Origin of the sequence: Oceanibaculum nanhaiense, assembly GCF_002148795.1 — a bacterium.
Lineage (GTDB): Bacteria > Pseudomonadota > Alphaproteobacteria > Oceanibaculales > Oceanibaculaceae > Oceanibaculum > Oceanibaculum nanhaiense.
Window position 1 is genome coordinate 83,677 of record NZ_MPOB01000007.1, and the last position, 25,671, is coordinate 109,347.

Below are 25,671 nucleotides of genomic sequence, written 5' to 3' on the forward strand. Positions count from 1 at the left end.
GCTTTGCTGGCGGCAACGAAGATCAACCAGACCCCCAGACCCAAAAGGCAGGCCGATGAGCATTCTCGAGAAGATTTCCGCCTATCACGACGAACTGACCGCGATCCGCCGCGACATCCACATGCACCCCGAGCTGGGCTTCGAGGAGGAGCGCACCAGCGACATCGTCGCCGAGAAGCTGAAGGGCTGGGGCTGCGAGGTGGCGCGCGGCATCGGCAAGACCGGCGTCGTCGGCACGCTGCGCGTCGGCAACGCGCATAAATCGATCGGCCTGCGCGCCGACATGGACTGCCTGCCGATGCAGGAGACGAACGGCCTGCCGCACGCCTCGAAGTTCGACGGCAAGATGCATGGCTGCGGCCATGATGGCCACACCACCATGCTGCTCGGGGCGGCGCGCTATCTGGCCTCGACCAAGAATTTCGACGGCACGGTGCATTTCATCTTCCAGCCGGCCGAGGAAGGGCTGGGTGGCGCCGACGCCATGCTGGCCGACGGGCTGTTCGACAAGTTCCCCTGCGATGCCATCTTCGGCATGCATAACCGCCCCAGCCTGGAACCGGGCAAGTTCGCCATCCGTACCGGCCCGATGATGGCCGGCGGCGCGTCCTGGGACATCAACATCAAGGGCAAGGGCGCACATGGCGCGCGCCCCGAATCCGGCATCGACCCGGTGGTCGTCGCGTCCTATATCGCCACGGCGCTGCAGACCATCGTGTCGCGCAACATGCGTCCGCAGGATACGGCGGTGCTGTCGATTACCCAGATCCATGCCGGTGACGCCTACAACGTCATCCCGGAAACGGCGGTGATGCGCGGCACGGCGCGTTGCTTCACCAAGGAGAACATGAAGCTGATCGAGGACAATATGCGCCGCATCGCGGCCTCGGTCGCGGAGGGCTTCGGCGCCACGGCGGAGCTCAGCTTCCGCGGCAAGTTCCCGCCGCTGGTGAACCATCCGGAGGAAACCGACCTCTATGCCGATTGCGCCGCCGCACTGGTCGGCGAGGAGAATGTGGAGCGCAACGGCAATCTGGTCATGGGGTCGGAGGATTTCGCCTCCATGCTGCTGGAGCGTCCGGGTGCCTACATGCTGATCGGCGGCGGCGGCAACAGCGTCGGCGAGACCTCCTGCGAGGTGCACAATCCGGGCTATGACTTCAACGACAAGATCCTGCCGCTGGGGGCTGCCCTCTACGCCCAGACGGTGGAGCGCTTCCTGCAGAAGGAAGGCGTGTAAGCCACGGTTAGCCGTCGCGGCGGCAGGCGATCAGCAGGAAGGGCGGGCGGTCGCGTTCGGCCGCCCAGTCCGGCCGTTCCGCGATCTGCGCCGCGTCTGGCCCCCACTCGTCGATGAAGGTCAGCGCGAAGCCCGCCTGCATCAGCAGCGTCAGATAGGTTGCGACGGTGCGGTGCTGCTTCACCACGCCGGGGGCCAGCCAGTCGGTCACGCGCGGCCCCTCACCGAGATACATGTCCAGCGGCCAGGTCCGCTTGCCGTCCTTGTCCGTCACCCAGCCGGGGCGGGAGGGGGCGGTGAACAGCGGATGCTCGACCGAGAAGACGAAGCGCCCACCCGGCGCCAGCCCGGCATGTAGGCGCGCGAACAGCCCCGCCAGATCGCGGATGTAGTGGAAGGCCAGCGAACTGTAGGCGAGGTCGATGGAACCCGGTGCGATGGCGAAGCTTTCCAGGTCGGCGCGTTCGTAGGTGATTGCCGAATCGGATGTTTCCGTGCGGGCGCGCGCCAGCATGCGCTCCGACACATCGACGCCGTGCATGCTGGCCGCACCCTGCTCCCGCGCCCAGCGGCAGAACCAGCCGAAGCCGCAGCCGAGATCGAGCACCCTGAGCCCCTTCATGTCGGGCAGCTGCGCACGCAGCGCCGGCCATTCCGGCGCCGCCGCCAGCCCGTGTACGGAACGCGGCAGCTGGCTGTAGCCCTCGAAGAAGCCGGAATCGTCGTAGATATTCTGGGTCATGACCGCGTTTTCAGGGCCGCGTCGCGAAAGCCAGATAGTTCACGCCGAGATCGTCGCCCAGCGAGAAGCGGTCGGCCAGCGGGCTGTACTCGATGCCGGTCAGGTCCGTCATCTCCAGCCCCTGCCGGCGCAGCGCTGCCGCCAGTTCGGACGGGCGGATGAATTTCTTCCAGTCATGCGTGCCGCGCGGCAGCCAGCGCAGCACATATTCCGCGCCGACGATGGCCATCAGGTAGGATTTCGGCGTGCGGTTCAGCGTGGACAGCGCCAGCGCCCCGCCCGGCCGGGTCAGGTCGCGGCATGCGGCCAGGAAGGCATCGACATCGGCGACATGCTCCAGCACCTCCATGGAAATGACGGCGTCGAAACTCTCTCCCGCCGCGACCAGCGATTCGGCGGTGGCGGCGCGGTAGTCGATCTCCAGCCCGACCGCTTCGGCATGCGCCCTGGCGGCGGCGATGCCTTCCTCGGCGGCGTCGATGCCGGTGACGGTCGCCCCCATCCGGGTCAGCGGTTCGCACAACAGTCCGCCGCCGCAGCCGACATCGGCGAGGCGCAGGCCAGCCAGCGGTTTTGGCGCCTCGGAATCGAGTCCGAAATGCGCGCACAGATTGTCGCGGATATAGCGCAGCCGGACCGGGTTCAGCCGGTGCAGCGGCTTGAACGCGCCTTCCTCGTCCCACCAGGCATCCGCGATGGCGGCGAACTGCGCGATTTCCCTTGCGTCAACCGTGCTGCCCATTGCTGTTGCCTTTCGTCGAAAAAGGTAAGTCTGGCTGTCCCGGCAGCCTTGCTCCGGCACAACCCACAGAGTATGTATGGGCCCGGCTTGCGCCCGGCAACCGCTTTCGAGGGGGCCATCGGCGCGGGGACTTGGCCGAAGGGGCTGTTATGGCGCGTATCGTGATGAAATTCGGCGGCACATCGGTCGCCGACATGACCCGCATCAAGGCGGTGGCAGAGCGCGTGAAGCGCGAGGTTGATGCCGGTAACGAGGTGGCGGTGGTGGTTTCCGCCATGTCGGGCGAGACCAACAAGCTGGTGGCGTATGCGCGCGAAGCGGCGGCGATGCACGATGCGCGCGAATATGACGCCGTCGTCGCCTCGGGCGAGCAGGTGACCGCCGGCCTGACCGCGCTGGCGCTGCAGGCCGTGGGCGTGAATGCGCGGTCCTGGCTGGGCTGGCAGATTCCGGTGCGCACCGACGGCGTGCACGGCAAGGCGCGTATTCTGGGGATCGACACCGGCGATCTCGTCAAGCGCATGAAGGATGGCCAGTTCCCGGTCGTCGCCGGTTTTCAGGGGCTGGGGCCGGACAATCGAATCACCACGCTGGGGCGCGGCGGGTCGGATACCTCCGCCGTGGCGCTGGCTGCCGCGCTGAATGCCGACCGCTGCGACATCTTCACCGACGTGGATGGAGTCTATACGACCGATCCGCGCATCGTGACGAAGGCGCGCAAGCTGGATAAGATCACCTATGAGGAGATGCTGGAAATGGCATCCCTCGGGGCGAAGGTGCTGCAGACCCGCTCGGTCGAGCTGGCAATGAATCACGGGGTGCGGGTGCAGGTGCTGTCCAGCTTCGTGGATGCGCCCGGCACCATGGTAGTCGATGAGGGAGAGATCGTGGAACAGCAAGTCGTCAGCGGCATCGCCTATTCCAAGGACGAGGCGAAGATCACCCTGGTGAAGGTCGCCGACCGGCCGGGCATCGCGGCGGGCATCTTCGGGCCGCTGGCCGATGCGGCGATCAATGTCGATATGATCGTGCAGAACGTGTCGGAGGACGGTAAATCCACCGACCTTACCTTCACCGTCACCAAGGCGGATCTCGACCGTACCGTGCAGGTGCTGGAATCGCGCAAGGCCGATCTGGACTACAAGGCGATCACGCCGGACCCCAATGTCGTGAAGGTTTCGGTCATCGGCGTGGGCATGCGCAGCCATGCCGGCGTCGCGCAGACCATGTTCAAGACGCTGGCCGACCGCGGCATCAACATCCAGGTCATCTCCACCTCGGAGATCAAGATCAGCGTGCTGATCAACGAGGAATATACCGAGCTCGCTTTGCGCGCGCTGCACACCGCCTACGGGCTGGACGCCGCCTGACGATGATCCATGCCGCCGCCCTCGCGATGACCGGAACTGCCGATCGGCAGGCCTGTCAGCGCGCCGGTGGCGCCATGGTCTGGCGCGGCCCGCGACCCCTCCTCAAGCCGGGCCGGCTCGGGATTCTTCGCTGATGTCACCTGCAAGCGTACGTCCCCAGCCGCGTCAGATGTTGAAGCGGCTGCGCGATGTCATGGCCGGACCTGGCAGCGCGCAGGAACGCCTCGAACAGGTCGTGACGGTGATCGCCGCCGACATGGTGGCCGAGGTGTGCTCGGTCTATATCAGGCGCGCCGGCGAGCTGCTGGAACTGTTCGCCACCGAAGGCCTGAATCCCGAGGCGGTGCACCGCACGCGGCTGCGCATCGGCGAAGGCCTGGTAGGCGATATCGCCGCGCATGCCCGGCCGCTGGCGCTGGCCGACGCGCAGGCCCATCCGCAATTCGCCTATCGCCCGGAAACCGGGGAAGAAGTCTATGCCTCGCTGATGGGCGTGCCGATTCTGCGCTCCGGCAAGGTGCTGGGCGTGCTCGCCGTGCAGAACCGGACGCGCCGGCAATATACCGAGGAAGAAGCCGAGCATCTGGAAACCATCGCCATGGTGCTGGCGGAACTGGTTGCCACCGGCGAACTGATCAAGCCGGCCGAGATGCTCTCGACCGAGGGCAATGCCATGCTGCCCTCGCGGCTGGAGGGCGTGAAAATCAATGGCGGGCTGGCCATCGGCCAGGCCGTGCTGCACCAGCGCCAGGTCGTCATCCGCCGCGTGGTGGCCGAGGATGCGGAGGAGGAGTTGTTGCGCTTCCGCACCGCGCTGGCCGGCATGCAGTCGGCGATTGCCCGGATGATTGATGCGGTGGACAGCGATATCGATGCGGGCGAGCATCGCGACATTCTGGAATCCTATCGCATGTTCGCCGAGGATCGCGGCTGGATCGGTCGTATCGCCGAGGCGATCCGCACCGGCCTCACCGCCGAGGCGGCGGTACAGAAGGTGCAGAACGACACCCGCGCCCGCATGAACCAGATCACTGACCCTTACCTGCGCGAGCGGTTATTGGATCTCGACGATCTGGCCATGCGGCTGCTGCAGCATCTGTCCGGCGATCCCGATCTTCTTGTCGATCTGCCGCCGAACGATGTGGTGCTGATCGCGCGCTCGATGGGACCGGCGGAGCTGCTGGACTATGACCGCGCCAGCCTGCGCGCACTGCTGCTGGAGGAGGGCTCCGTCACCTCGCATGTCGCCATCGTTGCGCGGGCGCTGGACATTCCCGTGATCGGCCGCGTGTCCGGCATCGTCGCCCGGGTAGAGAGTGGCGACCAGATCGTCGTCGATGGCGATAACGGCCTGGTCATGGTGCGGCCGGGCGAGGATGTGCTGGAGCATTTTGCGGCGGCTATGGGCGCCCGCAAGCAGCAGAAGGCGGGCTATGCTGCGCTGCGCGACCTGCCGGCACGCACCAAGGATGGCGTCGATGTCGGGCTGCTGCTGAACGCCGGCATGCTGGCCGACCTGACCCATGTCGAGGAGACCGGGGCGGCGGGGATCGGCCTCTACCGCACGGAAATTCCGTTCATGATCCGCTCGGCCTATCCCGACATGCAGAGCCAGGTGGAGATTTATGCCCGCGCGCTGGAACGTGCCGGCGACCGTCCGGTGGTGTTCCGCACGCTGGATGTCGGCGGCGACAAAAGGCTGCCCTATTTCAGCTATGACGATGACGAGAATCCGGCGATGGGCTGGCGCGCCATGCGCATTTCCATCGACCGGCCGGCGATGTTGCGCCAGCAGCTGCGCGCGATGATCCGCGCGGCGGCGGGGCGGCCGCTGTCGGTGATGTTCCCGATGGTGGCGGAGGTCGCGGAAATCGATGTGGCGCGCGCCGTGCTCGATATGGAAATGACGCGCGAGGCGGCGGCCGGGCGGCCGCTGCCGCAGCCCCTGTCGGTCGGGGTGATGATCGAGGTGCCGTCGCTCTACTGGCAGCTCGACCAGGTTTTGCAGCGGGTCGATTTCCTGTCGGTCGGCAGCAACGATCTGTTGCAGTTCTTCTTCGCCAGCGACCGCGGCAGCCCGCTTCTGGCCGATCGTTATGACTGTCTCGCACCAGCCATGCTGTGCTTCCTGCGCGGGATCGTGGAGAAGGCGGATGCCGCCGGCAAGCCGATCACCGTGTGCGGCGAGATGGCAGGCCGGCCGCTGGATGCGATGGCGCTGCTGGCGCTGGGGTTCCGCCGCCTGTCGATGAACCCGGCGGGAATCGGTCCGGTGAAGAGCATGGTGCGTAGCCTGGACCTGGCACAGGCCCAGGAATACATCCTGACGCTGCTGCACCAACCCGATCATTCCCTGCGCCGCAAACTCCGTTCTTTCGCAAAAGATTACGGCGTTATTTTGTAGGATCGCCTGAGGGTGTGTAGTGTTTGCTAATACTATATCTCTGGTGTATGCTCCATTATATTGATTCTGTTTGATTCTCGTTACGACGTGCTTTGCGCTAGAGACTGAGTCGCAAGGTGCTACGTCTTCCTCTGGGCAGGACGCGTGATTTGGCGTTTTGACTGCCCGGACAGCGCGGCGCAGTGGCGCGCTGTCAAAGTCTTGTTTCGCCGGTGAATCCCGAACCGGCGGCGGTGAGGAAGGCGATGGGTGGGGAAGGCGTAAGCGTTGAGGGCGATGTGCTGAAAAGCAAGAACCGTCTGAATTTCCTGGAGATTGAGGAAGTGTCCGGTGCGGCCAAATCGGCGGAGACGCCGAACGGCGTCGGGCTCCGGTTGGCCCAGGCCAGGGAGGGTGCCGGCTATTCGATTGCCGATGTGGCCGGTTATCTGCGGGTCCGGAAAAACTACCTCGAAGCCATCGAGGCGGAGCGCTATGACGCGCTGCCGGGCCGTACTTATGCGATCGGCTTCGTGCGCGCCTATGCCGAATTGCTGGGGCTGGACGCCGCCCGGCTGGTCAATGAATTCAAGGCCGAGACCACGGCCCTGAAGGGCCGCACGGAACTGGTCTTCCCCTCGCCGCCGCCCGAAGGCCGGATTCCCGGCGGGGCCATCCTGTTCGTCTCGGTGCTGGTCGCGCTGCTGGCCTATGGCGGCTGGTATTATGTTTCGGTCACGGAAAAAGGCGTGGCGGAACTGGTGCCGGCAGTCCCTGAACGGCTGGTCGCCCTGCTGGAAGGCGGTCGTGCGGCGGAACCGGTCGCGACGGAACCGGTCGCGACGGAAGAGCCGTCGGCCCGCCAAGCTGTCGCGGCGACTGCCCGCGACGAAGAACCGCCACTGCCTGCTCCCGCCACCGCAACATTGCCGACCCCTGCTCTGACGGGGCCCGCTGTTACAGCGCCTGCCGCGACGGTGGCACCAGTGCCGCCGCGAGCGGCGGACCCGGTGCCGTCGCAGGCTACCCCGCAGGCTACCCCGCAGGCCACCCCTCTGGCTGCCCCGCAGGCCGTGCCGCAACCGGTGCCGCAGGCCGCGACCGATATCGTCGCCGCGCCGTCTCTTGCCCCGGCCGCCCCAGCAGCCCCGACAGTCAGCGCGCCGGCCGGCGCGCCTGCCAGCGAGGAGGAGAGCACGCCCGAGCCCTCCAGCATTTCCGGCACGCCGACGAATTCCGGCCCGGCCCTGGCTGCCCGCGAACCGGCCGCCAGCGAGGAGCGCGTGCCTGCGCCTGTCACGGCCCAGAACTCCGCGACCCAGAACTCTGCGACTCAGGCGCCGGCTGCCGCTCCTGAACCATCCCAGACTTCAGCATCCCAGACTTCAGCGCCCCAAACGCTCGCCAGCCTGCCGGCTGCCTCCGCTGGCGCCAGCGCTGCGCCGGAAGCTGGCCCGACGGTCGGGCCGCGCATCGTGCTGAACGCGACCGACGAGGTCTGGCTGCAGATTCGCGATGGCGACAATGCGCTGGTCACCCGCATCCTGCGCAAGGGCGACAGCTACCGCGTGCCGAATCGCAGCGGCCTCACCCTGCTGACTGGCAATGCCGGCGCGCTGGAGATCCTGGTCGATGGCCAGCCGGCGCCGACGCTGGGGCCGCTGGGCGCTGTCCGGCGCGATGTGGCGCTCGATCCGAAGTCGCTGCTGGCGGGGGCCAGCGCGCGGCAATAGGGCGTTCGGCAATAAGGCGCTGGCGACTTCCGCCTTTTCATCCTTCGGCCTCTTGATCCGCGGCGCCGGAACGCGCAGCTTAAGCACTGGTTTCACCCAACCGCCCGGGACGGGAGAGACGACGCATGAGCGTTCGCCCTTATCGTGATATCCAGCGCCGCAAGTCGCGGCTGATCCATGTCGGCTCCGTGCCGGTCGGCGGCGATTCGCCGATCAGCGTGCAGACCATGACCAACACGCTGACGCCCGATGTGGCGGCGACGGTCGCCCAGGTGCAGGCCGCCGCCGAGGCGGGGGCCGATATCGTACGCGTCTCCTGCCCGGACGAGGAGTCCACGGCGGCACTGGCGGAGATCGTGCGCCAGTCGCCGGTACCGATCGTCGCCGATATCCATTTCCACTATAAGCGCGCCATTGAGGCGGCGAAGGCCGGCGCGGCCTGCCTGCGCATCAATCCCGGCAATATCGGCTCCGCCGCGCGGGTGCGCGAGGTGGTGCAGGCGGCGAAGGATCATGGCTGCTCCATGCGCATCGGCGTGAATGCCGGTAGCCTGGAAAAGCATTTGCTGGATAAATATGGCGAGCCCTGCCCCGAGGCGATGGTGGAAAGCGCGCTCGATCATGCCCGCATCCTGGAAGACAATGATTTCTTCGAATTCAAGATCAGCGTGAAGGCGTCCGACGTGTTCCTCGCCGTCGCCGCCTATCAGGGGCTGGCCGATGCCTGCGACTATCCGCTGCATCTGGGCGTGACCGAGGCCGGCGGCCTGCGCGCCGGCACCATCAAATCCTCCATCGGCCTCGGCAGCCTGCTGTGGGCCGGCATCGGCGACACGATCCGCGTGTCGCTCTCGGCCGATCCGGTCGAGGAGGTGAAGGTCGGTTACGATATTCTGAAGTCGCTGGGGCTGCGCCGGCGCGGCGTCACGGTGATTTCCTGTCCGTCCTGCGCGCGCCAGCAATTCCAGGTCATCAAGACCGTCGAAGTGCTGGAGGAGCGGCTGGCCCATATCACCACGCCGATGACCGTTTCGGTGATCGGCTGCGTGGTGAACGGGCCGGGCGAGGCGCGCGAGACCGATATCGGCTTCACCGGCGGCGGCAACGGCACCCATCAGGTCTATGTGAACGGCCTGCCCGATCACCGGTTGAAAGACGCGAATATCGTTGACCATCTGGTCTCGCTGATTGAGAAGAAGGCGGCGGAGATCGACGCCGCCGGCCAGCAACCGGCACAGCCGACCGCCGCCGAATAGAGATTTTCCCGTTCCAGGAGACTGAACAGCGTGGCTTCCCTGCAGCCGGCCCGCGGCACCCACGATCTGTTGCCGGACGATTTCCGCCGGCACGCCCGCGTCATCGATATCGCCCGCGAGACCGCGTCGCTGTATGGCTTCGCGCCCATCGCCACGCCGATCTTCGAGTTCACGGAAGTGTTCCAGCGCACGCTGGGCGACACCTCGGACATCGTGACGAAGGAAATGTACACCTTCACCGACAAGGGCGGGGAGCAGGTGACGCTGCGCCCGGAAAACACCGCTGGCGTGGCCCGCGCGCTGATCTCCAACGGTCTGTCGCAGCATCTGCCGCTGAAATATTTCTATGCCGGGCCGATGTTCCGCTATGAGCGGCCGCAGAAGGGGCGGCTGCGCCAGTTCCACCAGATCGGCGTGGAGCTGCTGGGCGTGCCGGGGCCGCAGGCCGATATCGAGGTGCTGGCGCTGGGCCAGCATATCCTCGAAGGGCTGGGTGTGTGGGAGCATACGCATCTGGAACTGAACACGCTGGGCGATCCGGAAAGCCGCGATGCCTACCGCAAGGTGCTGGTCGCCTATTTCCAGGATCATCTCGACAGGCTGTCGAAGGACAGCCAGGAGAGGCTGCACCGCAACCCGCTGCGCATCCTCGATTCGAAGGATGAAGGCGACCGCGCGCTGATCGCCGATGCGCCGGTCTTCGCCGATTATCTGAACCAGGCCTCGCAGGATTTCTTCGGCGCGGTGAAAGCGGGTTTGGAGGCGCTGGGCATCCCCTATACCGTCAACCCCCGGCTGGTGCGCGGCCTCGACTATTATACCCACACCGCCTTCGAGTTCGTGACCGAGGCGCTGGGCGCGCAGGGCACGGTGATGGCCGGCGGGCGTTATGACGGGTTGGTCGGTATGATGGGCGGGCCGGAGACGCCGGGCATCGGCTGGGCCGCCGGCATCGAGCGTCTCGCCCTGCTGCTGACGGAAACCCCGCAAGCGCCGCGTCCTGTCGCCATCATCCCGGTGAGTGCGGCGGAGGAGCCGGCGGCGCTGGCCCTGGCCGACCGGCTGCGCCGCGCCGGCCATGCGGTGGAGATGGGCTATGGCGGCAATGTCGGCAAGCGCATGAAACGCGCCAACAAGCTGAACGCCCGTGCGGCAATTCTGCTCGGCGAGAGCGAGCTTGCCCGTCAGGTCGCGACGCTGCGCGATCTCGACAGCGGCGAGCAGGTGGAGGTTCCCCTGGAGCTGCTCGCGGATCGCCTCACCAGCTTGCGTTAGCATGTGCGCGGCGCCATGACCGCCAGCATTTTTACCGTCGTCGGCGTCAATCGCCGGACCGGACCGGCGGAGCTGCGCGACCGTCTCTATGTCGAGGATGAGGCTGTGCCGGCGCTGCTCGATCGGCTGTGCGCGGCCGGCATGGCCGAGGCGATGGTGCTGTGCACCTGCGACCGGGTGGAAATCTGGGGTGCCGGGGACACGCCAGACGGGGGAGCGGCAGCCTTCGCCCTGCTGGCGGAAAACGCCGGGATGGAGCCGCGCGCGCTGTTGCCGCAGCGCTTTCTGGAAACCGGCGAGGCGGCGCTGCGCCATGCCTTCGCGGTCGCCGCTTCGCTCGACAGCGAGGTAATCGGCGAGCCGCAGGTGCTGGGCCAGGTGAAGGCGGCGCACCGGCTGGCGCGCGATGCCGGCCGGGTCGGCCCGCATCTCGAACCGATCCTGCAGGCGGCCTATCAGGCGGCCAAGCGCGTGCGCAATGAGACCGCCATCGGCCAGCGCCCGGTGTCGCTGGCGGCTGCCGCCTGCCAGCTTGCCCGCGATGTGCAGGGCGATCTGTCGCGCTGCCGGGCGCTGTTGATCGGCGCCGGCGACATGGGCGAGTTCCTGATGCAGCAGCTGCTGGCCTCCGGGCTGGGCGGAGCGACGGTGATTGCCCGCACCGCGCGCCGGGCGGAGGCGCTGGCGCGCCGGCTTGGTAGCCATTACGCGCTGCTGGAGGAGTTGCCGGATCGCCTGGCCGAGGCCGATATCGTCGTGGCGTGCCAGGGCGAAGGGCGCTATATGCTGAGCGCCGACATGGTGGAGGGCGCGCTGCGCCGTCGCCGGCGGCGGCCGGTCTTCCTGGTCGATCTGGCGGTGCCGGGCGACATCGAGCCGGCGGTAAACCGGCTGGAAGACGCCTTTCTGTACGATCTGGACGAATTGGAGCAGGTGGCGCTGCAAGGCCGCGCCGAACGCGAGACGGCAGCCGGTGCTGCCTGGGCGATCCTGGAGACGGAGCTGGCTGGCTTCCGGCAACGCCAGGCCGAGCGTGAGGCGGTGCCGACGCTGGTGGCGCTGCGTGCGGGATTCGAGGCGGCACGCCAGGCGGTGCTGGCGGAACTGCCGCCGGACGATCCGGCGCGGCCGGCGCTGGAGCGCGCGACCCAGTTGCTGGTGAACCGGCTGCTGCATCGGCCGATGGCGGAATTGCGCCGGATGGCCGTGACGGGACCAGGGGCGGCAGAAGAACAGGTGGCGGCCGAAGCGCTGTTGCGGCGGCTGTTTCTGGATGTGCCGGCTGACGATACGCCTGACGATACGAAGTATGAGGAGTAGGTCGGTGGACCTGAATCACAAACTGAACCGCGTGGTTGCCCGGCATGACGAGCTGCGGGCGATGTTGTCGTCGGGCGGGCCGATGGATGCCCAGCGCTTCGCGCGCATGTCGAAGGAATATTCCGACCTGGAGGCCGTGGTCGAAAGCATCAACGCCCTGCGTGCCGGCGAGGCGGAGCGCGACGGGCTGGTCCAGATGCTGGCCGATCCGGCGACCGATGCGGAAATGAAGTCGATGGCCGAGGACGAGCTGTCCGTCCTGGAGGATCGCCTGACGAAGCTGGAGCAGGCGGTGAAGATCGCCCTGCTGCCGAAAGATGAGGCAGATGCGAAGAACGCCATCCTGGAAGTCCGCGCCGGCACCGGCGGCGACGAGGCCGGGCTTTTCGCCGCCGAACTGTTCGAGATGTACCGCCGTTATGCCGTGCTGCATGGCTGGCGCTTCGAGGTGATGGAAGTCTCGGAGAATGATGTCGGCGGTATGAAGGAAGGCATTGCCACCATCACCGGCGCCAATGTCTTTGCCCGGCTGAAATATGAATCCGGCGTGCATCGCGTTCAGCGCGTGCCGGCAACCGAGAATCAGGGCCGCATCCACACCTCCGCCGCCACCGTCGCCGTGCTGCCGGAAGCCGAGGAAGTGGACGTGAATGTCGAGGACAAGGATCTGCGCATCGACGTGTTTCGGGCCAGCGGGCCGGGCGGCCAGTCGGTGAACACCACCGACAGCGCGGTGCGCATCACCCATCTGCCAACCGGGCTGGTTGTTATCCAGCAGGACGAGAAATCGCAGCTGCGCAACAAGCAGAAGGCGATGCGGATCTTGCTGTCCCGACTGTACGATCTGGAACGCGGCAAGCTGGACGCCGAACGCTCCGCCGCGCGCAAGAGCCAGGTCGGCTCCGGCGACCGGTCGGAGCGCATCCGGACCTATAATTTCCCGCAAGGGCGCGTCACCGATCACCGCATCGGCCTGACCCTGCACAAGATCGAGAAAGTCATGCTGGGCGAGGCGCTGGACGAGGTGATCGACGCGCTGACCGCCGAGGATCAGGCGGAGATGCTGGCGGAACTGACGTGACGCCTGCCGTCGCTCTGCTGCGCGATGCCGCCGTGCAGCTGGAGGCCGCCGGGGTGGAAGAGGCACGGCGCGATGCCCGCCTGCTGCTGGCCGAGGCGCTGGGGGTGGAGGCGCACCGGCTGATCCTGGAGCCGCAGACCAATGTCCCGCCCGCGGCCGCTGACCGCTTTGCCGGTTTCGTGGCGGCGCGCGCGGCGCGTGTGCCGGTCTCGCGTATCCTGGGGCGGCGTGAATTCTGGGGGCTCACCTTCCGGCTGTCGCCGGCGACGCTGGACCCCAGGCCGGACAGCGAGACGCTGGTGGAGGCGGTGCTGAAGGCCTTCCCGGACCGGACGGCGCCCTTGCGCGTGCTGGATTTCGGCACCGGCACCGGCTGTCTGCTGCTGGCGGTGCTGTCGGAATATCCGAATGCTACCGGGCTTGGCATCGACAAGGCGGAGGACGCGGTGGCGACGGCCAGTGCCAATGCTGTTGATCTGGGCCTTGCCGGCCGGGCGGAAATCCGGCTGGGCGACTGGGGCCAGGGTCTTGGGGGCCAGGGTCTTGGGGGCCAGGGGGTGGGGGAGCCGTTCGACATCATCCTGTCCAACCCGCCTTATATCGAGGCGGCTGTGGTGCCGGCGCTGGCGCCGGAAGTGGCACGGCATGACCCGCTGCTGGCGCTGGCCGGCGGTGCGGACGGGCTGGATGCCTATCGCCGGCTGCTGCCCGATGTGGCGCGGTTGCTGGCAGCGCAGGGACATGCGTTTCTGGAACTGGGGCAGGGTCAGGCAGCGGATGTCGCGGCGCTGGCGCAGCAGTGCGGGCTGATACAGCGGGCACTGCATGCCGATCTGGCCGGGATCGCGCGGTGCCTGGAACTGGTTCCCGGAAGTGGTTAACGCCGCCTGCCGGTAAACGGTCCTGACAAATTTGCCGGCCAAAACGTAAAAAAATGTTGGACAGGGCGGAATTAGCGACTAGGTTGAACGCGGCTGAACGCCCGGCGGCCCAGCGTTGAAAAACGCCAAGCCAAGCTCTCCCGAATATCGGTGGTTCGTCCTGTTGAGACGCACCTTTCGTGCTGCCGGCCCGGCGTGTGATGCCCATTACAACGTGTAGAATGGTGCCATGAGACAAGGTCCTCATCAGAAGCGCTCCCGCGGGCGCGGCAACGGCGGACGCAAGCCGCATTCGTCGCCCCGGAACCATACGTATGACAGCAATGGTCCCGAGGTCCGTATCCGGGGAACCGCCTATCAGGTTCACGAGAAATACATGGCGCTGGCGCGCGACGCGTCGGCGTCGAGCGATCGCGTCCGCGCCGAAAACCTGCTGCAGCATGCCGAGCATTATCTGCGCATTATCCAGGCCGAAGAGGCCGCGCAGGCGGAGTATGACGAGAACCAGCAGCGCCATAATGGCAACCGCAATCAGGGCGGCGAGCGCTCCTTCGAGCAGCGCGGTGACCGTAACCGTGACGATCGCGGGCGCGACGAACGGGGCCGCGACGACCGGCAGACCGGCGATGGCGATGCCAGCGACGAGTCAGACGAGGATGGTGACGGCCAGGTCGTCATGCTGAACCGGCATGGCGAGGCCGAGGACGAGTCCGATGACCGTTCCGACCGCTCGGACAGGTCCGACCGTTCGGACAGGTCTGATCGCTCCGACCGTTCCGAGCGTCGCCAGGCCGCACCTCAGGGCGAGCGCCGTCCGCGTCCGCCGCGTGACGAGCGCCGGAACGAGTCCCGGGACGAAGATGATGCCGACGGGCTGCAGCGCATGATGGGCCTGGGTGGCGGGTCGCCGGCCAGCACCAGCAGCGCGCAGGGCGAGGGCGATGAGGATACGGCGCCGCGGCGCGGTCCGTTGCGCCGCCCGCGCCGGCCGCGCGATGCCGACGCGGCACCGGCGGAAGCCGCTGCCGCGCCGGAGGCTGTTGAGACGGCAGAGCCGCAGGCGGCCCCGGTGCGCCGCCGCCGCGCCCCGCGCTCCCGGAGTGCCGATGCCGAGCAGGGCACCCTGCCGGTGGAAGAGGAAAGCGGCGCAGCCTGACTGGCCATGCTGTAACGGTACAAAAAAACCCCCGGGATCGCTCCCGGGGGTTTTGCTTTGCGCGGGTATGGATAGCGTCAGGCGGCCTGTTCGACGATCCGTTTGCCGTTGATCGCCAGCACGCCGTCCTCGACATCGACCTTCACCCGGTCGCCATCATGGATCGAGCCTTCCAGGATCATGGTCGCCAGCGGATTCTGCAGCTCGCGCTGGATCACCCGCTTCAGCGGCCTTGCGCCATAGACCGGATCGTAGCCGGCATCGCCCAACCAGATCTTGGCGGCGTCGGACAGCTCCAGCGCGATGTTGCGGTCTTCCAGCAGCGCGTAGAGCCGGCCCAGCTGCACCTCGACGATGCCGGTCATGTTCTCCCGCGTCAGCCGGTGGAACAGCAGGATATCGTCCAGCCGGTTCAGGAATTCCGGACGGAAGGCGGCACGCACCACCTCCATCACAGCGGCCCGCATGCTTTCCACTTCGGCACCGCTGGAATCGCCCGCCATCATCTCCGACCCCAGATTCGAGGTCATGATGATCAGCGTGTTGCGGAAGTCGACCGTGCGGCCCTGGCCATCGGTCAGGCGGCCATCGTCCAGCACCTGCAGCAGCACGTTGAACACGTCGGGGTGCGCCTTCTCGACCTCGTCGAACAGGATCACCTGGTAAGGCCGGCGGCGTACCGCCTCGGTCAGCGCCCCGCCTTCCTCATAGCCGACATAGCCGGGAGGCGCACCAATCAGCCGGCTGACGGCGTGCTTTTCCATATATTCCGACATGTCGATGCGCACCATCGCCTGCTCGTCGTCGAACAGGAACTCGGCCAGTGCCTTGGTCAGCTCGGTCTTGCCCACACCCGTGGGGCCGAGGAACAGGAAGGAACCGATCGGCCGGTTCGGGTCCTGCAGCCCGGCGCGGGCGCGGCGGATGGCGTTGGAGACGGCGATGACGGCCGGATCCTGGCCGATCACGCGCTGGCGCAGCTTGCCTTCCATGGTCAGCAGCTTCTCGCGCTCGCCTTCCATCATCTTGTCGACGGGGATGCCGGTCCAGCGCGAGACGATCTGCGCGATCTCCTCTGCCGTCACTTCCTCCTTCAGCATGTGATGGCTGTCATCATCCTCCGCACCCTTCAGCTTGCGCTCCAGCTCCGGGATCACGCCATACATCAGCTCGCCGGCGCGCTGCAGTTCGCCGCGTCGCTGTGCGATCTCCAGCTCGGTGCGGGCCTGGTCCAGCTGTTCCTTCAGCTTCTGGCCGGCCGACAGGCTTTCCTTCTCGCTCTGCCACTGCGCGGTCAGGTCGGCGCTCTCGCTCTCCAGTTCGGACAGCTCCACCTCCAGCTTCTCCAGCCGGTCGCGCGAGGCGGAATCGGTCTCCTTCTTCAGCGCTTCGCGCTCGATCTTCAGCTGGATGATCTTGCGGTCCAGCTCGTCGATTTCCTCCGGCTTGGAATCGACCTGCATGCGCAGCCGGCTGCCGGCCTCGTCCACCAGATCGATGGCCTTGTCGGGCAGGAAGCGGTCGGTGATATAGCGGTTGGAGAGCTGTGCCGCCGCGACGATGGCGCTGTCGGTGATGCGCACGCCGTGATGCAGCTCGTACTTCTCCTTCAACCCGCGCAGGATGGAGATGGTCTCCGGCACCGAGGGTTCGGACACGAACACCGGCTGGAAGCGCCGCGCCAGGGCGGCGTCCTTTTCCACATGCTTGCGGTACTCGTCCAGTGTCGTGGCACCGACGCAATGCAGCTCGCCGCGTGCCAGGGCCGGCTTCAGCATGTTGGAGGCGTCCATCGCGCCATCCGCCTTGCCGGCACCCACCAGCGTGTGCATCTCGTCGATGAACAGGATGATCTCGCCGGCCGCCGCCGAGATTTCGCTCAACACCGCTTTCAGTCGCTCCTCGAACTCGCCGCGGAACTTGGCGCCGGCGATCAGCGACCCCAGGTCGAGCGACAGCAGCCGGCGGTTCTTCAGCGTCTCCGGCACGTCGCCATTGACGATGCGCTGGGCCAGCCCCTCGACGATGGCGGTCTTGCCGACGCCGGGCTCGCCGATCAGCACGGGATTGTTCTTGGTGCGGCGTGACAGCACCTGGATGGTGCGGCGGATTTCCTCGTCGCGGCCGATCACCGGGTCGATCTTGCCCTCGCGGGCGGCGGCCGTCAGGTCGCGGGCATAGCGCTTCAGCGCGTCATAGCCCTGCTCGGCCGACGCGGTGTCGGCGGTGCGGCCCTTGCGGACATCGTTGATCGCCTCGTTCAGCTTCTGCGGGGTGAGGCCGGCCTCCTTCAGCGCCTTGCCGGCATCGCTGCCCTCGGCCAGGGCGAGCGCCAGCAACAGCCGCTCGGCGGTGACGAACTTGTCGCCCGCCTTCTCGGCGATCTTGGTCGCCTGATCGAGGATGCGCGCCAGTTCCGGCGAGAGATAGACCTGGCCGGCACCGCTGCCCTCGACACGCGGCAGCTTTTCCAGCGCCGCATCGACGGTTGACAGCGCCTTGGCGGGATCGCCGCCCGAGGCGCGGATGAGGTTGGCGGCCAGCCCTTCGGAATCGTCCAGCAGCACCTTCAGCAGGTGTTCCGGCATCAGCCTCTGATGGCCGCGCGTCAGCGCCATGGTCTGGGCAGACTGCAGAAAGCCCTTCGACCGTTCGGTGAATTTCTCGATATCCATGCGATTGTCTCCTGTTGCGACACATCGATCCGCCTGCCCCTCAGGCCATTTCCGAGAGTGCGGCCCCGCCTGGCGGCGGCCGCTTCGGAACCGGATCCATGCTCTTTGCTAGAGATGGCGTGTCCTTTGTGTCACACAAGAGGCAGGCGCGCGAATAAGCGACTGGAATCGCGCGTTGACAGGTCAGCCTATAGGTTTAGAGAGTGACGCATGTCCGATTCGCCGACCCTTACCCGCCTGTGCCGCTACCCCGTGAAGGGGATGAGCGCGAATGAGCTCGATTCGGTGGCGCTTTCCGTGGGAATGGCGATGCCGCATGACCGGCGTTTCGCCATCGCCCATGGCTCGACCACCGACCTGCCGCCGGATGGCGGGTGGGCACCCAAGGCGAATTTCGTCACGCTGGTGAACTGCGCCAAGCTGGCCGGCATCGAGGCCGGCTTCGATGCGGAAACCGGCTTTCTGACGTTGAAGCGCGACGGCAGGCAGGTGGCACGCGCCGATATCAGTACGCCGCTCGGTCGCACCATCGTCGAGGATTTCCTGCGCGCCTATCTGGCAGGCGAGGTTCGCGGCGCGCTCCGGCTGATCGAGGCGAAGGAGGATGCCTTCACCGATTCGCGCGAAGGCAAGCTGTCGCTCATCAACCTCGCCAGCATCCACGATCTGGAGAGGGTGACCGGCCATCCGGTCGATCCGATCCGGTTTCGCGGCAATCTCTATATCGAGGGCTTGCCGGCCTGGGCGGAATTCGGCTGGACCGGGGACACGAAAATCCGGCTGGGCGGGGTGGAGTTCCGGCTCTACAAGCGCATCGGCCGCTGTGCGGCGACCAATGTGAATCCGGCGACGGCGGAGCGCGACGCCAATCTGCCGCTGGCGCTGCGCCGCGGCTTTGGCCATCTCGACATGGGTGTCTATCTGCAGGTGACGGAACCCGGCACCGTGCGGGTCGGGGACGCGCTGGCGGTTTCCTGACTTCCCTGCTTGACCCGGCAGCGAGGGGCGGGTAGGACAGGATCATTATGGCAAAGCGCACCTTCATCAGGCTTGTGACCGTCCCGTTCTCGGCAGTCAAAGAGGACTCCCGGGACGAGTCCGCCCGCCGCGCGCCATAATTCAACGCTGATATAAGAACAGCCGAGCGCGCCGGACCCTGACGAAGGCGCGCTTTTTCTTAATCGCCAGGCTTCTTGCCTCCAAAATCCAGCGCCCTCGTCTTCCGGCCCCTCGGCGGAGGAACAAGAGATGTCCGTCGCTGCCAGTCTGCTGAGAGACACGCGTCCGCCCGCCGAAAGCGGCCGGCCCAACTGGGACGAAACCCGCGCCACCCTGAAACTGGCGCTGCCGCTGATTCTGGCGCAGCTCGCCCAGATGGCGATCAACACAACCGATGTTGTGATGACCGGCTGGCTGGGGCCGGAGATGCTGGCCGCCGGCACGCTGGCGACCAACTATATGTTTCCGCTGTTCTTCCTGGGCATGGGGATTCTGGCGGCGGTTGCGCCGCTGATCTCGCAGGCGCTGGGGGCGCGGCAGTTCCGCAATGTCCGGCGCAGCGTGCGCCAGGGCTTCTGGGCCGGTGCCGCGCTGTCCGTGCCCTATTTCTTCCTGCTGCTGTTCTCGGCGCCGATCATGGCGCTGCTGGGTCAGAAGCCGGAGGCGGTGGCCGAGGCGGAACGCTATCTGCATGTATCGATGATCGCCATTCCCTTCGTGCTGTGGCTGATTCCGCTGCGCATCCTGCTGGCCTCGCACGGCAAGGCGCATCTGGTGCTCATCAGCTCCACCACCGGCTTCTTCCTGAACATTCTCGGCAATTACACCTTCATGTTCGGCAATTTCGGCTTTCCGAGGCTGGAGCTGGTGGGGGCGGCGATCAGCTCCGTGCTGGTGAACGTCGCCATGTTCTCGGTCCTGCTGGCCTATTGCCTGACGAACCGGCGGCTGCGGCGCTATCGCATCCTGGCGCGTTGGTGGCGGCCGGACTGGCCGCGCTTTGCCACCATTTTCCGCATCGGCGTGCCCAGCGGCCTGACCAACCTGGCGGAGGTCGGGCTGTTCTCGGCGGCCAGCTTCCTGATCGGCGCGATCAGCATCCAGGCGCTGGCGGCGCACGCCATCGCCCTGCAATGCGCGGCGCTCAGCTTCATGGTGCCCTATGGGCTGTCGCAGGCGACGACGATCCGTGTCGGGCTGGCGGCAGGGGCGGAGAACCGGCCCGGCGTGCGCCGTGCCGGGGTGATCTCGCTGTCGCTGGGGCTGGGCTATGCGGTCGCTGCGGCGCTGGGCCTCTGGCTGGCGGGCGACTTCATCGCCGGGCTGTTCCTCGATCATCACGATCCGAAAAATCTGCCGGTCATCGAGATCGCGGTGCGGCTGCTGCTGATCGCCGCCTGGTTCCAGCTGTTCGACGCCACCCAGACCATCGCGCTGGGGGCGTTGCGCGGTCTGCGCGATACCGCCGTGCCGATGGCCTATGCGATTGCCGGCTATTGGGGGCTGGGCTTCACCGGCGCGGTGATCCTGGGCTACTGGGTCGAGATCGCGCCGGGCTGGGGCGGCGTCTATGGCGTGTGGCTGGGTTTCGTCATCGGGCTTGCCAGCGTGGCGGTGGCGCTCATCCTGCGCTTTCTTGCCCGCACGCGGGTTTAGGCGAAAACCCCTGACTTGTGCCGAGGCGGCGGCGCCGGTATGGTGCCGCCGACTTCGCGACTGAACAGGTCACTGGGGACGCATGCGCAGTTTTCTGGATTTCGAGAAGCCGATTGCCGAGGTCGAAGGCAAGATCGAGGAGCTTCGGCATCTGTCCGGCGGCAGTGAGATCAACATTGCCGAGGAAGTGGCGCGGCTGGAAGGCAAGGTCGAGCGTCTGCTGCTGACCACCTATCAGAAGCTCACGCCCTGGCAGAAGGTGCAGGTGGCGCGCCATCAGGACCGGCCGCGCTTCAGGAACATCATCTCGCATCTGATCGAGGAATTCACGCCGCTGGCGGGCGACCGCAACTTCGGCGAGGATTCCGCGCTGCCGGGCGGGCTGGGCCGGTTCCGCGGCCATTCCGTCGTCGTCATGGGGATGGAGAAGGGTTCGACCACCGAAGAGCGCGTGCGCTACAATTTCGGCATGGCCAAGCCCGAGGGCTACCGCAAGGCCCGCCGGCTGATCGAGCTGGCCGACCGGTTCGGCCTGCCGATCGTGACCTTCATCGACACGGCGGGCGCTTACCCCGGCGTCGGCGCGGAAGAGCGCGGCCAGGCCGAGGCCATCGCGCGCTCCATCGAGGCCTGCCTCGCCGTCAAGGTGCCGGTGATCGCCTGCATCGTCGGCGAGGGCGGTTCCGGCGGCGCCATCGCGCTGGCCGCCGCCGATCACATCATCATGTTCGAACACTCGGTCTATTCGGTGATCTCGCCGGAAGGCTGTGCCTCGATCCTGTGGCGCAGCGCCGATCAGTCGCAGGTCGCCGCCGAGGCGCTGCGGCTGACCGCGCAGGATCTGTACAAGCTGGATGTGATCGACGAAATCGTGCAGGAGCCGGTGGGCGGCGCGCACCGCCGCCCTGACGAGGCGCTGACGGCGCTCGGCGATTCCATCGAGAAGGCGCTGAAGATTCTGCTGCCGCAGAATGGCAAGGACCTCAAGGCGAAGCGCCGTGAGAAATTCCTCGCCATGGGCAAGATCGGCCTGTCCTGATCGGCTTTGAGGGGCTGTGTTAGAACAGCCCCTCGATTTCGCCCTTCTGGTTCACATAGATCGAATTGGCCGCCGGCACGCGCGGCAGGCCGGGCATCGTCATGATGTCGCCGCAGATCGCCACCACGAATTCGGCGCCTGCCGACAGCCGGACCTCGCGCACCGGCACGATATGGCCGGCGGGCGCGCCGCGCGCTGTGGCGTCGGTTGAGAAGCTGTATTGCGTCTTGGCGATGCAGACCGGGAAATGCCCGAAGCCGTCCGCCTCCATCTGCTCGAAACGGCGGGCGACGGTGGCGTCGAAGGCGATGTCCTCGGCGCCGTAGATCGACCGGGCAACGGTACGCACTTTTTCCGCCAGCCGCATCTCGTCAGGATAGAGGGTCTTGAAGTTGGACTGGCCGCTATCCGCCAGTTCGGCCACGCGCGCGGCCATCGCCTCGATGCCCGCACCACCCTCGGCCCAGTGCCGGTTCAGGAAGCAATCGACGCCCTGCGCCCGGCAATATTCCAGCACCGCCGCCGTTTCCGCCCCGGTATCGCCGGTGAAGGCATTGATGCCAACCACCAGCGGGACGCCATATTTCCGCACATTGGCGATATGCCGGCCAAGATTGGCGAGGCCGGCCTCGACGGCGGCGACATTCTCCTGCCCCAGATCGGCCTTGGCCACGCCGCCATGCATCTTCAGCGCGCGGATGGTGGCGACGATGACGGCGGCGTCCGGCGCCAGCCCGGCCTTGCGGCATTTGATGTCGAAGAATTTCTCCGCCCCCAGATCGGCGCCGAAGCCGGCCTCAGTGACCACGTAATCGGCCATTTTCAGCGCTGCCTTGGTGGCGATGACCGAATTGCAGCCATGCGCGATGTTGGCGAACGGGCCGCCATGCACCAGGGCCGGGTTGTTCTCCAGCGTCTGCACCAGATTGGGCATCAGCGCATCGCGCAGCAGCGCCGCCATCGGGCCGGCGGCCATCAGCTCCGCCGCGCGCACCGGCCGGCGTTCGCTTGTGTAGCCGACGACAATGCGGCCCAGCCGCGCGGTCAGGTCTTCCAGGTCCGTCGCCAGGCAGAAGATCGCCATCACCTCCGACGCTACGACGATGTCGAACCCGTCCTCGCGCGGATAGCCGTTGGCGGGGCCGCCCAGCGAGCTGACGATCTGGCGCAGCGCCCGGTCGTTCATGTCCAGCACCCGGCGCCAGGTGACGCGGCGGGTGTCGATGCCGATTTTGTTGCCCCAATGGATGTGATTGTCGATCAGCGCGGCCAGCAGATTGTTCGCCGCCGCGATGGCGTGGAAATCGCCGGTGAAATGCAGGTTGATATCTTCCATCGGCACGACCTGGGCGTGACCGCCGCCGGCGGCCCCGCCCTTCATGCCGAAGCACGGGCCGAGGCTGGGCTCGCGCAGGCAGATCATCGTCTTCCGGCCGATCCGGTTCAGCCCGTCACCGAGACCCACCGTGGTGGTGGTCTTGCCCTCGCCGGCGGGCGTCGGGCTCATCGCCGTTACCAGGATCAGCCGGCCGTCCGGCCGGTCCTTGAGGGAGGCGATATAGGCCAGGTCGATCTTCGCCTTGGTCGGCCCGTACCGGTACAGCTTGTCGGCCGGGATCGCCAGGCGCGCGGCAATGTCCTCGATGGGCTTCAGCCGGGCTTCGCGGGCAATCTCGATATCGGATTTCGGGCTGCTCGACACCTGTGGTCTCCCCCTGTTTTTGTTTTCCCGGTGGCCGCGGCGATCTGACGCTGGCATTCTGTCGGAAGGGTTTTCTGAATATCGGCGGCCACTATGGCGAATGTTGCTGGCTTTCGTCCAGCAAGGCCTTGTTAACCTTTGCTTAAGCCAAGCGAATTTAGTCTAGTGCGATGCGGCCGGCGTGCGCCGCCTGTGGGGAGCGACAATGTCCGGCAATAATTCGAACGACCTGAAGCCCGAAATCCTGAAGCTTTTCGCCTTCACTCAGAAGATCCGGAACGAGCTTGCCGCGATTCGCAAGCCGGGCGAGGATTCGGACCGGTTCAACAGCATGTCGCAGGAACTGGACGCCATTGTTGCGGCGACCGAGGATGCGACCAACACGATCCTGGAAAGCGTCGAGGAGATCGACGCCATCGCCCAGGATATCCGCGCCATGGCACCGGACAACAAGCCGATGACCGCGAAGCTGGATGCCATTGGCGACCGCATCGGCGCGGTGTTCGAGGCCTGCACCTTCCAGGACATCACCGGACAGCGCGTCTCCAAGGTCGTGACCTCGCTGAAATTCATCGACGAGAAGCTGAACACCATGGTCAGCCTGTGGGGCAAGGACGAGCTGGCGCGCCTGTCCAAGGAGATCGGCGAGGATGTGCGCGAGGGCGACAAAGCCCTGTTGAATGGCCCGCAATTGAAGGGCCAGGGCGTCAGCCAGGACGATATCGACCGCCTGTTCGACTGACCGGAGACGATGGGCATGGGGCCGGCCCATCTCGGCCGCGTCGCGTCAGGGCGCGGTTTCGCCAGCGAGCGCATGGCGCTGCCCCAGGTACAGCAGGGATTGCAGGCGCTGGGCGGCGGCATCGCCATGGTGCCTGGCACGCTGAACCTGCTGCTCGATCTGCCATTTGCCGGGGTCCTGCCCTTCTATGTGACGGAGGCCGATCTGGGCGGCGTCATCTGGTCGGACCATGTGCCCGGCCGCAAGGGGTTGTCGATCGGACGGGCGCTGATCGCCGAGCGTTATCGCGGGCTGGTGCTGCGCGGCGACGAGCCGGCCTATCCGGCGAATCAGGTGGAGATCGCCTGCGAGGTGCGGCTGCGCGACACTTTGGGGCTGGCCGATGGCGCCCGCCTGGATTTCCGCCTGGTCGATAGTTTCAGATAGCAGCGCCGTCAGGTTATCGCCCAGCCGATCAGGGCGGCGCCGATGACAAGCTGGAAGATGCCGCCGACAATCCGGGCCGCGATGAAGGCCTGCAGCGCGCCGACGAAGAACAGCGCCCCCAGCCCCATCAGCACCCAGGCGAACAGCGTGGCGTCACCCATGCCGGAACCGGCGGCAACGCCGTCGAAGAAATCCGCCAGCACCGTGCGCAGCGTGTTCAGGGCACCCAGCACCGTGTCGGCGACCCAGGCCAGTGCCGCACCGATCATCGCCCCCAGATCGTGCAGCAGATTCGCTTCGGCCATGATCGGAAATCCTTCCCCGGCGGAGATAATAAGGCCGCGTTCTCAATATTTTGCGGCGTTAACGATTGATTCAGCTTAACCGTGTTTAATTGTTTCGTGGCGAACATTTGAGACGTTGGGCCACGGAAAGGCAAGATAGGGTCATGTTCGCGAAACTGAAGCAAATGCTCACGGTCGATGATCGCCGGATCGCCCCGCGCGTCGAGCCGGTTGGCGACTGTTTCGTGGAACTCGATGGCCATCGCTTTGCCCTGAAGAACTGGAGCCTCACCGGCCTGTTCTTCGGCCCGTGCGATCTGGTCGTGCCGAAGCAGAAAATCTATCTGCGGCTGTGCGTGAAGGACGAGGCGGTCGATATCGACTTTCCGGTCGAGGCGGTGGTGGCACGCGTGCAGCCTGACGGCATGGTCGGCGCCTTCTTCTACAGCATGAATCCGGGGCTGAAGAAGCAGATCATCAAATATTTCACGCATCAGCGCGAACTCGTCGGCGACGAGAATTAACAGCTTCGCCGATCAGAGGCCGCCTGCGGCCGCCCTCGCGATGGCGCGGCGATAGCCTTCCGGCAGGGCGAGGCCGGATAAGGCATCCCCGGACAGATCATCGACCGAAAATAATCCGACATCGAGGTGCTCATCGCTGAAGCTGAGCGCCCCCAGATCGTGCTTTAGCCGGCAGGCATAGCTGACGATCACCACTTCTCCAATCGGTTCTGGCCGATCCACCTGCGCGATGCGGTAGGTCCAGCAATCCAGCAGCGCCCCCACCGCGACATCAAGATACAATTCCTCGAAGATTTCCCGATGCAGGCAGGCTTCCGGCTGCTCGCCTGGTTCCAGCCTGCCGCCCGGCAATTCCCATTCCGCGCGCTCGTTGCGCAGCAGGATGACCTGCCCGCGATGCAGGATCACCCCCTTGATCGATACCGGAAAGACAGGCCCGGCCATC

General features: G+C 66.3%; 23 protein-coding genes. 16 read left to right on the plus strand and 7 right to left on the minus strand.

Going from position 1 to position 25,671, the window contains the following annotated elements; translation table 11 throughout:
- The first annotated feature begins 55 nt into the window (after positions 1–55).
- Positions 56–1,240 carry a M20 aminoacylase family protein gene (locus tag BKM74_RS13665; RefSeq protein WP_086466263.1) on the plus strand — a complete coding sequence of 395 codons (1,185 nt, stop codon included), beginning with the start codon at positions 56–58 and terminating at the stop codon, positions 1,238–1,240.
- Positions 1,241–1,247: 7 nt separating this feature from the next.
- Here BKM74_RS13665 and BKM74_RS13670 read toward each other — a convergent pair whose 3' ends face one another.
- Both BKM74_RS13670 and ubiG read right to left on the minus strand, forming a co-directional pair.
- The gene (locus BKM74_RS13670) at positions 1,248–1,982 is read right to left on the minus strand and encodes a class I SAM-dependent methyltransferase (RefSeq protein WP_086466264.1); all 735 of its coding nucleotides are present in this window, start codon (positions 1,980–1,982) and stop codon (positions 1,248–1,250) included.
- A gap of 10 nt (positions 1,983–1,992) precedes the next feature.
- Positions 1,993–2,724, minus strand: coding sequence for a bifunctional 2-polyprenyl-6-hydroxyphenol methylase/3-demethylubiquinol 3-O-methyltransferase UbiG (gene ubiG / locus BKM74_RS13675; protein WP_086466265.1), 732 nt, complete (start codon positions 2,722–2,724; stop codon positions 1,993–1,995).
- A 149-nt stretch (positions 2,725–2,873) separates the two neighbouring features.
- On the opposite strand from ubiG, the gene BKM74_RS13680 reads away from it, so the two are divergent.
- Positions 2,874–4,094, plus strand: a complete 1,221-nt coding sequence (locus BKM74_RS13680; protein WP_086466266.1) for an aspartate kinase — start codon at positions 2,874–2,876, stop codon at positions 4,092–4,094.
- Here BKM74_RS13680 and BKM74_RS18770 read toward each other — a convergent pair.
- Complete coding sequence (locus BKM74_RS18770; RefSeq protein ID WP_176342539.1) at positions 4,073–4,240, minus strand: hypothetical protein; 168 nt, start codon at positions 4,238–4,240, stop codon at positions 4,073–4,075. The genes BKM74_RS13680 and BKM74_RS18770 overlap by 22 nt on opposite strands.
- A 23-nt stretch (positions 4,241–4,263) precedes the next feature.
- On the opposite strand from BKM74_RS18770, the gene ptsP reads away from it, so the two are divergent.
- The 8 genes from ptsP (at position 4,264) to BKM74_RS13720 (ending at position 15,179) form a co-directional block, all read left to right on the plus strand.
- Positions 4,264–6,498: a phosphoenolpyruvate--protein phosphotransferase gene (gene ptsP, locus BKM74_RS13685; protein ID WP_086466267.1), complete on the plus strand. Its 2,235-nt coding sequence runs from the start codon at positions 4,264–4,266 to the stop codon at positions 6,496–6,498.
- 278 nt (positions 6,499–6,776) lie between these two features.
- Positions 6,777–8,210: a RodZ domain-containing protein gene (locus BKM74_RS13690; RefSeq protein WP_176342540.1), complete on the plus strand. Its 1,434-nt coding sequence runs from the start codon at positions 6,777–6,779 to the stop codon at positions 8,208–8,210.
- A 125-nt stretch (positions 8,211–8,335) separates the two neighbouring features.
- Positions 8,336–9,466: a flavodoxin-dependent (E)-4-hydroxy-3-methylbut-2-enyl-diphosphate synthase gene (ispG, locus tag BKM74_RS13695; protein ID WP_086466269.1), complete on the plus strand. Its 1,131-nt coding sequence runs from the start codon at positions 8,336–8,338 to the stop codon at positions 9,464–9,466.
- A gap of 30 nt (positions 9,467–9,496) precedes the next feature.
- Positions 9,497–10,741 carry a histidine--tRNA ligase gene (hisS, locus tag BKM74_RS13700; RefSeq protein ID WP_086466270.1) on the plus strand — a complete coding sequence of 415 codons (1,245 nt, stop codon included), beginning with the start codon at positions 9,497–9,499 and terminating at the stop codon, positions 10,739–10,741.
- A gap of 15 nt (positions 10,742–10,756) precedes the next feature.
- On the plus strand, positions 10,757–12,061 hold the full coding sequence (gene hemA, locus BKM74_RS13705) for a glutamyl-tRNA reductase (protein WP_086466347.1): 1,305 nt from the start codon (positions 10,757–10,759) through the stop codon (positions 12,059–12,061).
- A 4-nt stretch (positions 12,062–12,065) separates the two neighbouring features.
- The gene (prfA, locus tag BKM74_RS13710; protein ID WP_086466271.1) at positions 12,066–13,142 is read left to right on the plus strand and encodes a peptide chain release factor 1; all 1,077 of its coding nucleotides are present in this window, start codon (positions 12,066–12,068) and stop codon (positions 13,140–13,142) included.
- Positions 13,139–14,023: a peptide chain release factor N(5)-glutamine methyltransferase gene (gene prmC, locus BKM74_RS13715; RefSeq protein WP_086466272.1), complete on the plus strand. Its 885-nt coding sequence runs from the start codon at positions 13,139–13,141 to the stop codon at positions 14,021–14,023. Before prfA ends, prmC begins: the two co-directional genes overlap by 4 nt.
- 229 nt (positions 14,024–14,252) lie before the next feature.
- On the plus strand, positions 14,253–15,179 hold the full coding sequence (locus BKM74_RS13720) for a DUF4167 domain-containing protein (protein WP_086466273.1): 927 nt from the start codon (positions 14,253–14,255) through the stop codon (positions 15,177–15,179).
- A gap of 77 nt (positions 15,180–15,256) precedes the next feature.
- Here BKM74_RS13720 and clpB read toward each other — a convergent pair whose 3' ends face one another.
- On the minus strand, positions 15,257–17,854 hold the full coding sequence (gene clpB / locus BKM74_RS13725) for an ATP-dependent chaperone ClpB (RefSeq protein ID WP_086466274.1): 2,598 nt from the start codon (positions 17,852–17,854) through the stop codon (positions 15,257–15,259).
- A 210-nt stretch (positions 17,855–18,064) separates the two neighbouring features.
- Here clpB and BKM74_RS13730 point away from each other — a divergent pair, with 210 nt between their 5' ends.
- From BKM74_RS13730 to BKM74_RS13740, 3 genes are all read left to right on the plus strand, one after another.
- A complete protein-coding gene (locus BKM74_RS13730; protein ID WP_086466275.1) occupies positions 18,065–18,832 on the plus strand; it encodes an MOSC domain-containing protein in 768 nt (255 codons plus the stop codon).
- 270 nt (positions 18,833–19,102) lie between these two features.
- The gene (locus tag BKM74_RS13735) at positions 19,103–20,509 is read left to right on the plus strand and encodes an MATE family efflux transporter (RefSeq protein WP_086466276.1); all 1,407 of its coding nucleotides are present in this window, start codon (positions 19,103–19,105) and stop codon (positions 20,507–20,509) included.
- 82 nt (positions 20,510–20,591) lie between these two features.
- On the plus strand, positions 20,592–21,548 hold the full coding sequence (locus tag BKM74_RS13740; RefSeq protein WP_086466277.1) for an acetyl-CoA carboxylase carboxyltransferase subunit alpha: 957 nt from the start codon (positions 20,592–20,594) through the stop codon (positions 21,546–21,548).
- A gap of 19 nt (positions 21,549–21,567) precedes the next feature.
- Here BKM74_RS13740 and BKM74_RS13745 read toward each other — a convergent pair whose 3' ends face one another.
- Positions 21,568–23,250: a formate--tetrahydrofolate ligase gene (locus BKM74_RS13745; protein WP_086466278.1), complete on the minus strand. Its 1,683-nt coding sequence runs from the start codon at positions 23,248–23,250 to the stop codon at positions 21,568–21,570.
- Positions 23,251–23,455: 205 nt separating this feature from the next.
- Here BKM74_RS13745 and BKM74_RS13750 point away from each other — a divergent pair, with 205 nt between their 5' ends.
- Both BKM74_RS13750 and BKM74_RS13755 read left to right on the plus strand, forming a co-directional pair.
- A complete protein-coding gene (locus BKM74_RS13750) occupies positions 23,456–23,992 on the plus strand; it encodes a hypothetical protein (RefSeq protein ID WP_086466279.1) in 537 nt (178 codons plus the stop codon).
- Positions 23,993–24,007: 15 nt separating this feature from the next.
- Positions 24,008–24,418 carry a DUF120 domain-containing protein gene (locus tag BKM74_RS13755; protein WP_086466280.1) on the plus strand — a complete coding sequence of 137 codons (411 nt, stop codon included), beginning with the start codon at positions 24,008–24,010 and terminating at the stop codon, positions 24,416–24,418.
- An 8-nt stretch (positions 24,419–24,426) separates the two neighbouring features.
- On the opposite strand, the gene BKM74_RS13760 is transcribed toward BKM74_RS13755, so the two are convergent.
- Positions 24,427–24,723 carry a hypothetical protein gene (locus BKM74_RS13760; protein ID WP_086466281.1) on the minus strand — a complete coding sequence of 99 codons (297 nt, stop codon included), beginning with the start codon at positions 24,721–24,723 and terminating at the stop codon, positions 24,427–24,429.
- 143 nt (positions 24,724–24,866) lie between these two features.
- Here BKM74_RS13760 and BKM74_RS13765 point away from each other — a divergent pair, with 143 nt between their 5' ends.
- Complete coding sequence (locus tag BKM74_RS13765; protein WP_086466282.1) at positions 24,867–25,226, plus strand: PilZ domain-containing protein; 360 nt, start codon at positions 24,867–24,869, stop codon at positions 25,224–25,226.
- Positions 25,227–25,238: 12 nt separating this feature from the next.
- On the opposite strand, the gene BKM74_RS13770 is transcribed toward BKM74_RS13765, so the two are convergent.
- Positions 25,239–25,670, minus strand: coding sequence for an NUDIX hydrolase (locus BKM74_RS13770; RefSeq protein WP_086466283.1), 432 nt, complete (start codon positions 25,668–25,670; stop codon positions 25,239–25,241).
- Position 25,671 lies beyond the last annotated feature (1 nt).

What these genes read in the sequence shown, in the direction of transcription:
- BKM74_RS13665 (WP_086466263.1), top strand. Translation starts at nt 56, where the DNA reads ATGAGCATTCTCGAGAAGATTTCCGCCTATCACGACGAACTGACCGCG.
- BKM74_RS13670 (WP_086466264.1), bottom strand. Translation starts at nt 1,982, where the DNA reads ATGACCCAGAATATCTACGACGATTCCGGCTTCTTCGAGGGCTACAGC.
- ubiG (WP_086466265.1), bottom strand. Translation starts at nt 2,724, where the DNA reads ATGGGCAGCACGGTTGACGCAAGGGAAATCGCGCAGTTCGCCGCCATC.
- BKM74_RS13680 (WP_086466266.1), top strand. Translation starts at nt 2,874, where the DNA reads ATGGCGCGTATCGTGATGAAATTCGGCGGCACATCGGTCGCCGACATG.
- ptsP (WP_086466267.1), top strand. Translation starts at nt 4,264, where the DNA reads ATGTTGAAGCGGCTGCGCGATGTCATGGCCGGACCTGGCAGCGCGCAG.
- ispG (WP_086466269.1), top strand. Translation starts at nt 8,336, where the DNA reads ATGAGCGTTCGCCCTTATCGTGATATCCAGCGCCGCAAGTCGCGGCTG.
- hemA (WP_086466347.1), top strand. Translation starts at nt 10,757, where the DNA reads ATGACCGCCAGCATTTTTACCGTCGTCGGCGTCAATCGCCGGACCGGA.
- BKM74_RS13720 (WP_086466273.1), top strand. Translation starts at nt 14,253, where the DNA reads ATGAGACAAGGTCCTCATCAGAAGCGCTCCCGCGGGCGCGGCAACGGC.
- clpB (WP_086466274.1), bottom strand. Translation starts at nt 17,854, where the DNA reads ATGGATATCGAGAAATTCACCGAACGGTCGAAGGGCTTTCTGCAGTCT.
- BKM74_RS13730 (WP_086466275.1), top strand. Translation starts at nt 18,065, where the DNA reads ATGTCCGATTCGCCGACCCTTACCCGCCTGTGCCGCTACCCCGTGAAG.
- BKM74_RS13735 (WP_086466276.1), top strand. Translation starts at nt 19,103, where the DNA reads ATGTCCGTCGCTGCCAGTCTGCTGAGAGACACGCGTCCGCCCGCCGAA.
- BKM74_RS13740 (WP_086466277.1), top strand. Translation starts at nt 20,592, where the DNA reads ATGCGCAGTTTTCTGGATTTCGAGAAGCCGATTGCCGAGGTCGAAGGC.
- BKM74_RS13750 (WP_086466279.1), top strand. Translation starts at nt 23,456, where the DNA reads ATGTCCGGCAATAATTCGAACGACCTGAAGCCCGAAATCCTGAAGCTT.
- BKM74_RS13755 (WP_086466280.1), top strand. Translation starts at nt 24,008, where the DNA reads ATGGGGCCGGCCCATCTCGGCCGCGTCGCGTCAGGGCGCGGTTTCGCC.
- BKM74_RS13760 (WP_086466281.1), bottom strand. Translation starts at nt 24,723, where the DNA reads ATGGCCGAAGCGAATCTGCTGCACGATCTGGGGGCGATGATCGGTGCG.
- BKM74_RS13765 (WP_086466282.1), top strand. Translation starts at nt 24,867, where the DNA reads ATGTTCGCGAAACTGAAGCAAATGCTCACGGTCGATGATCGCCGGATC.
- BKM74_RS13770 (WP_086466283.1), bottom strand. Translation starts at nt 25,670, where the DNA reads ATGGCCGGGCCTGTCTTTCCGGTATCGATCAAGGGGGTGATCCTGCAT.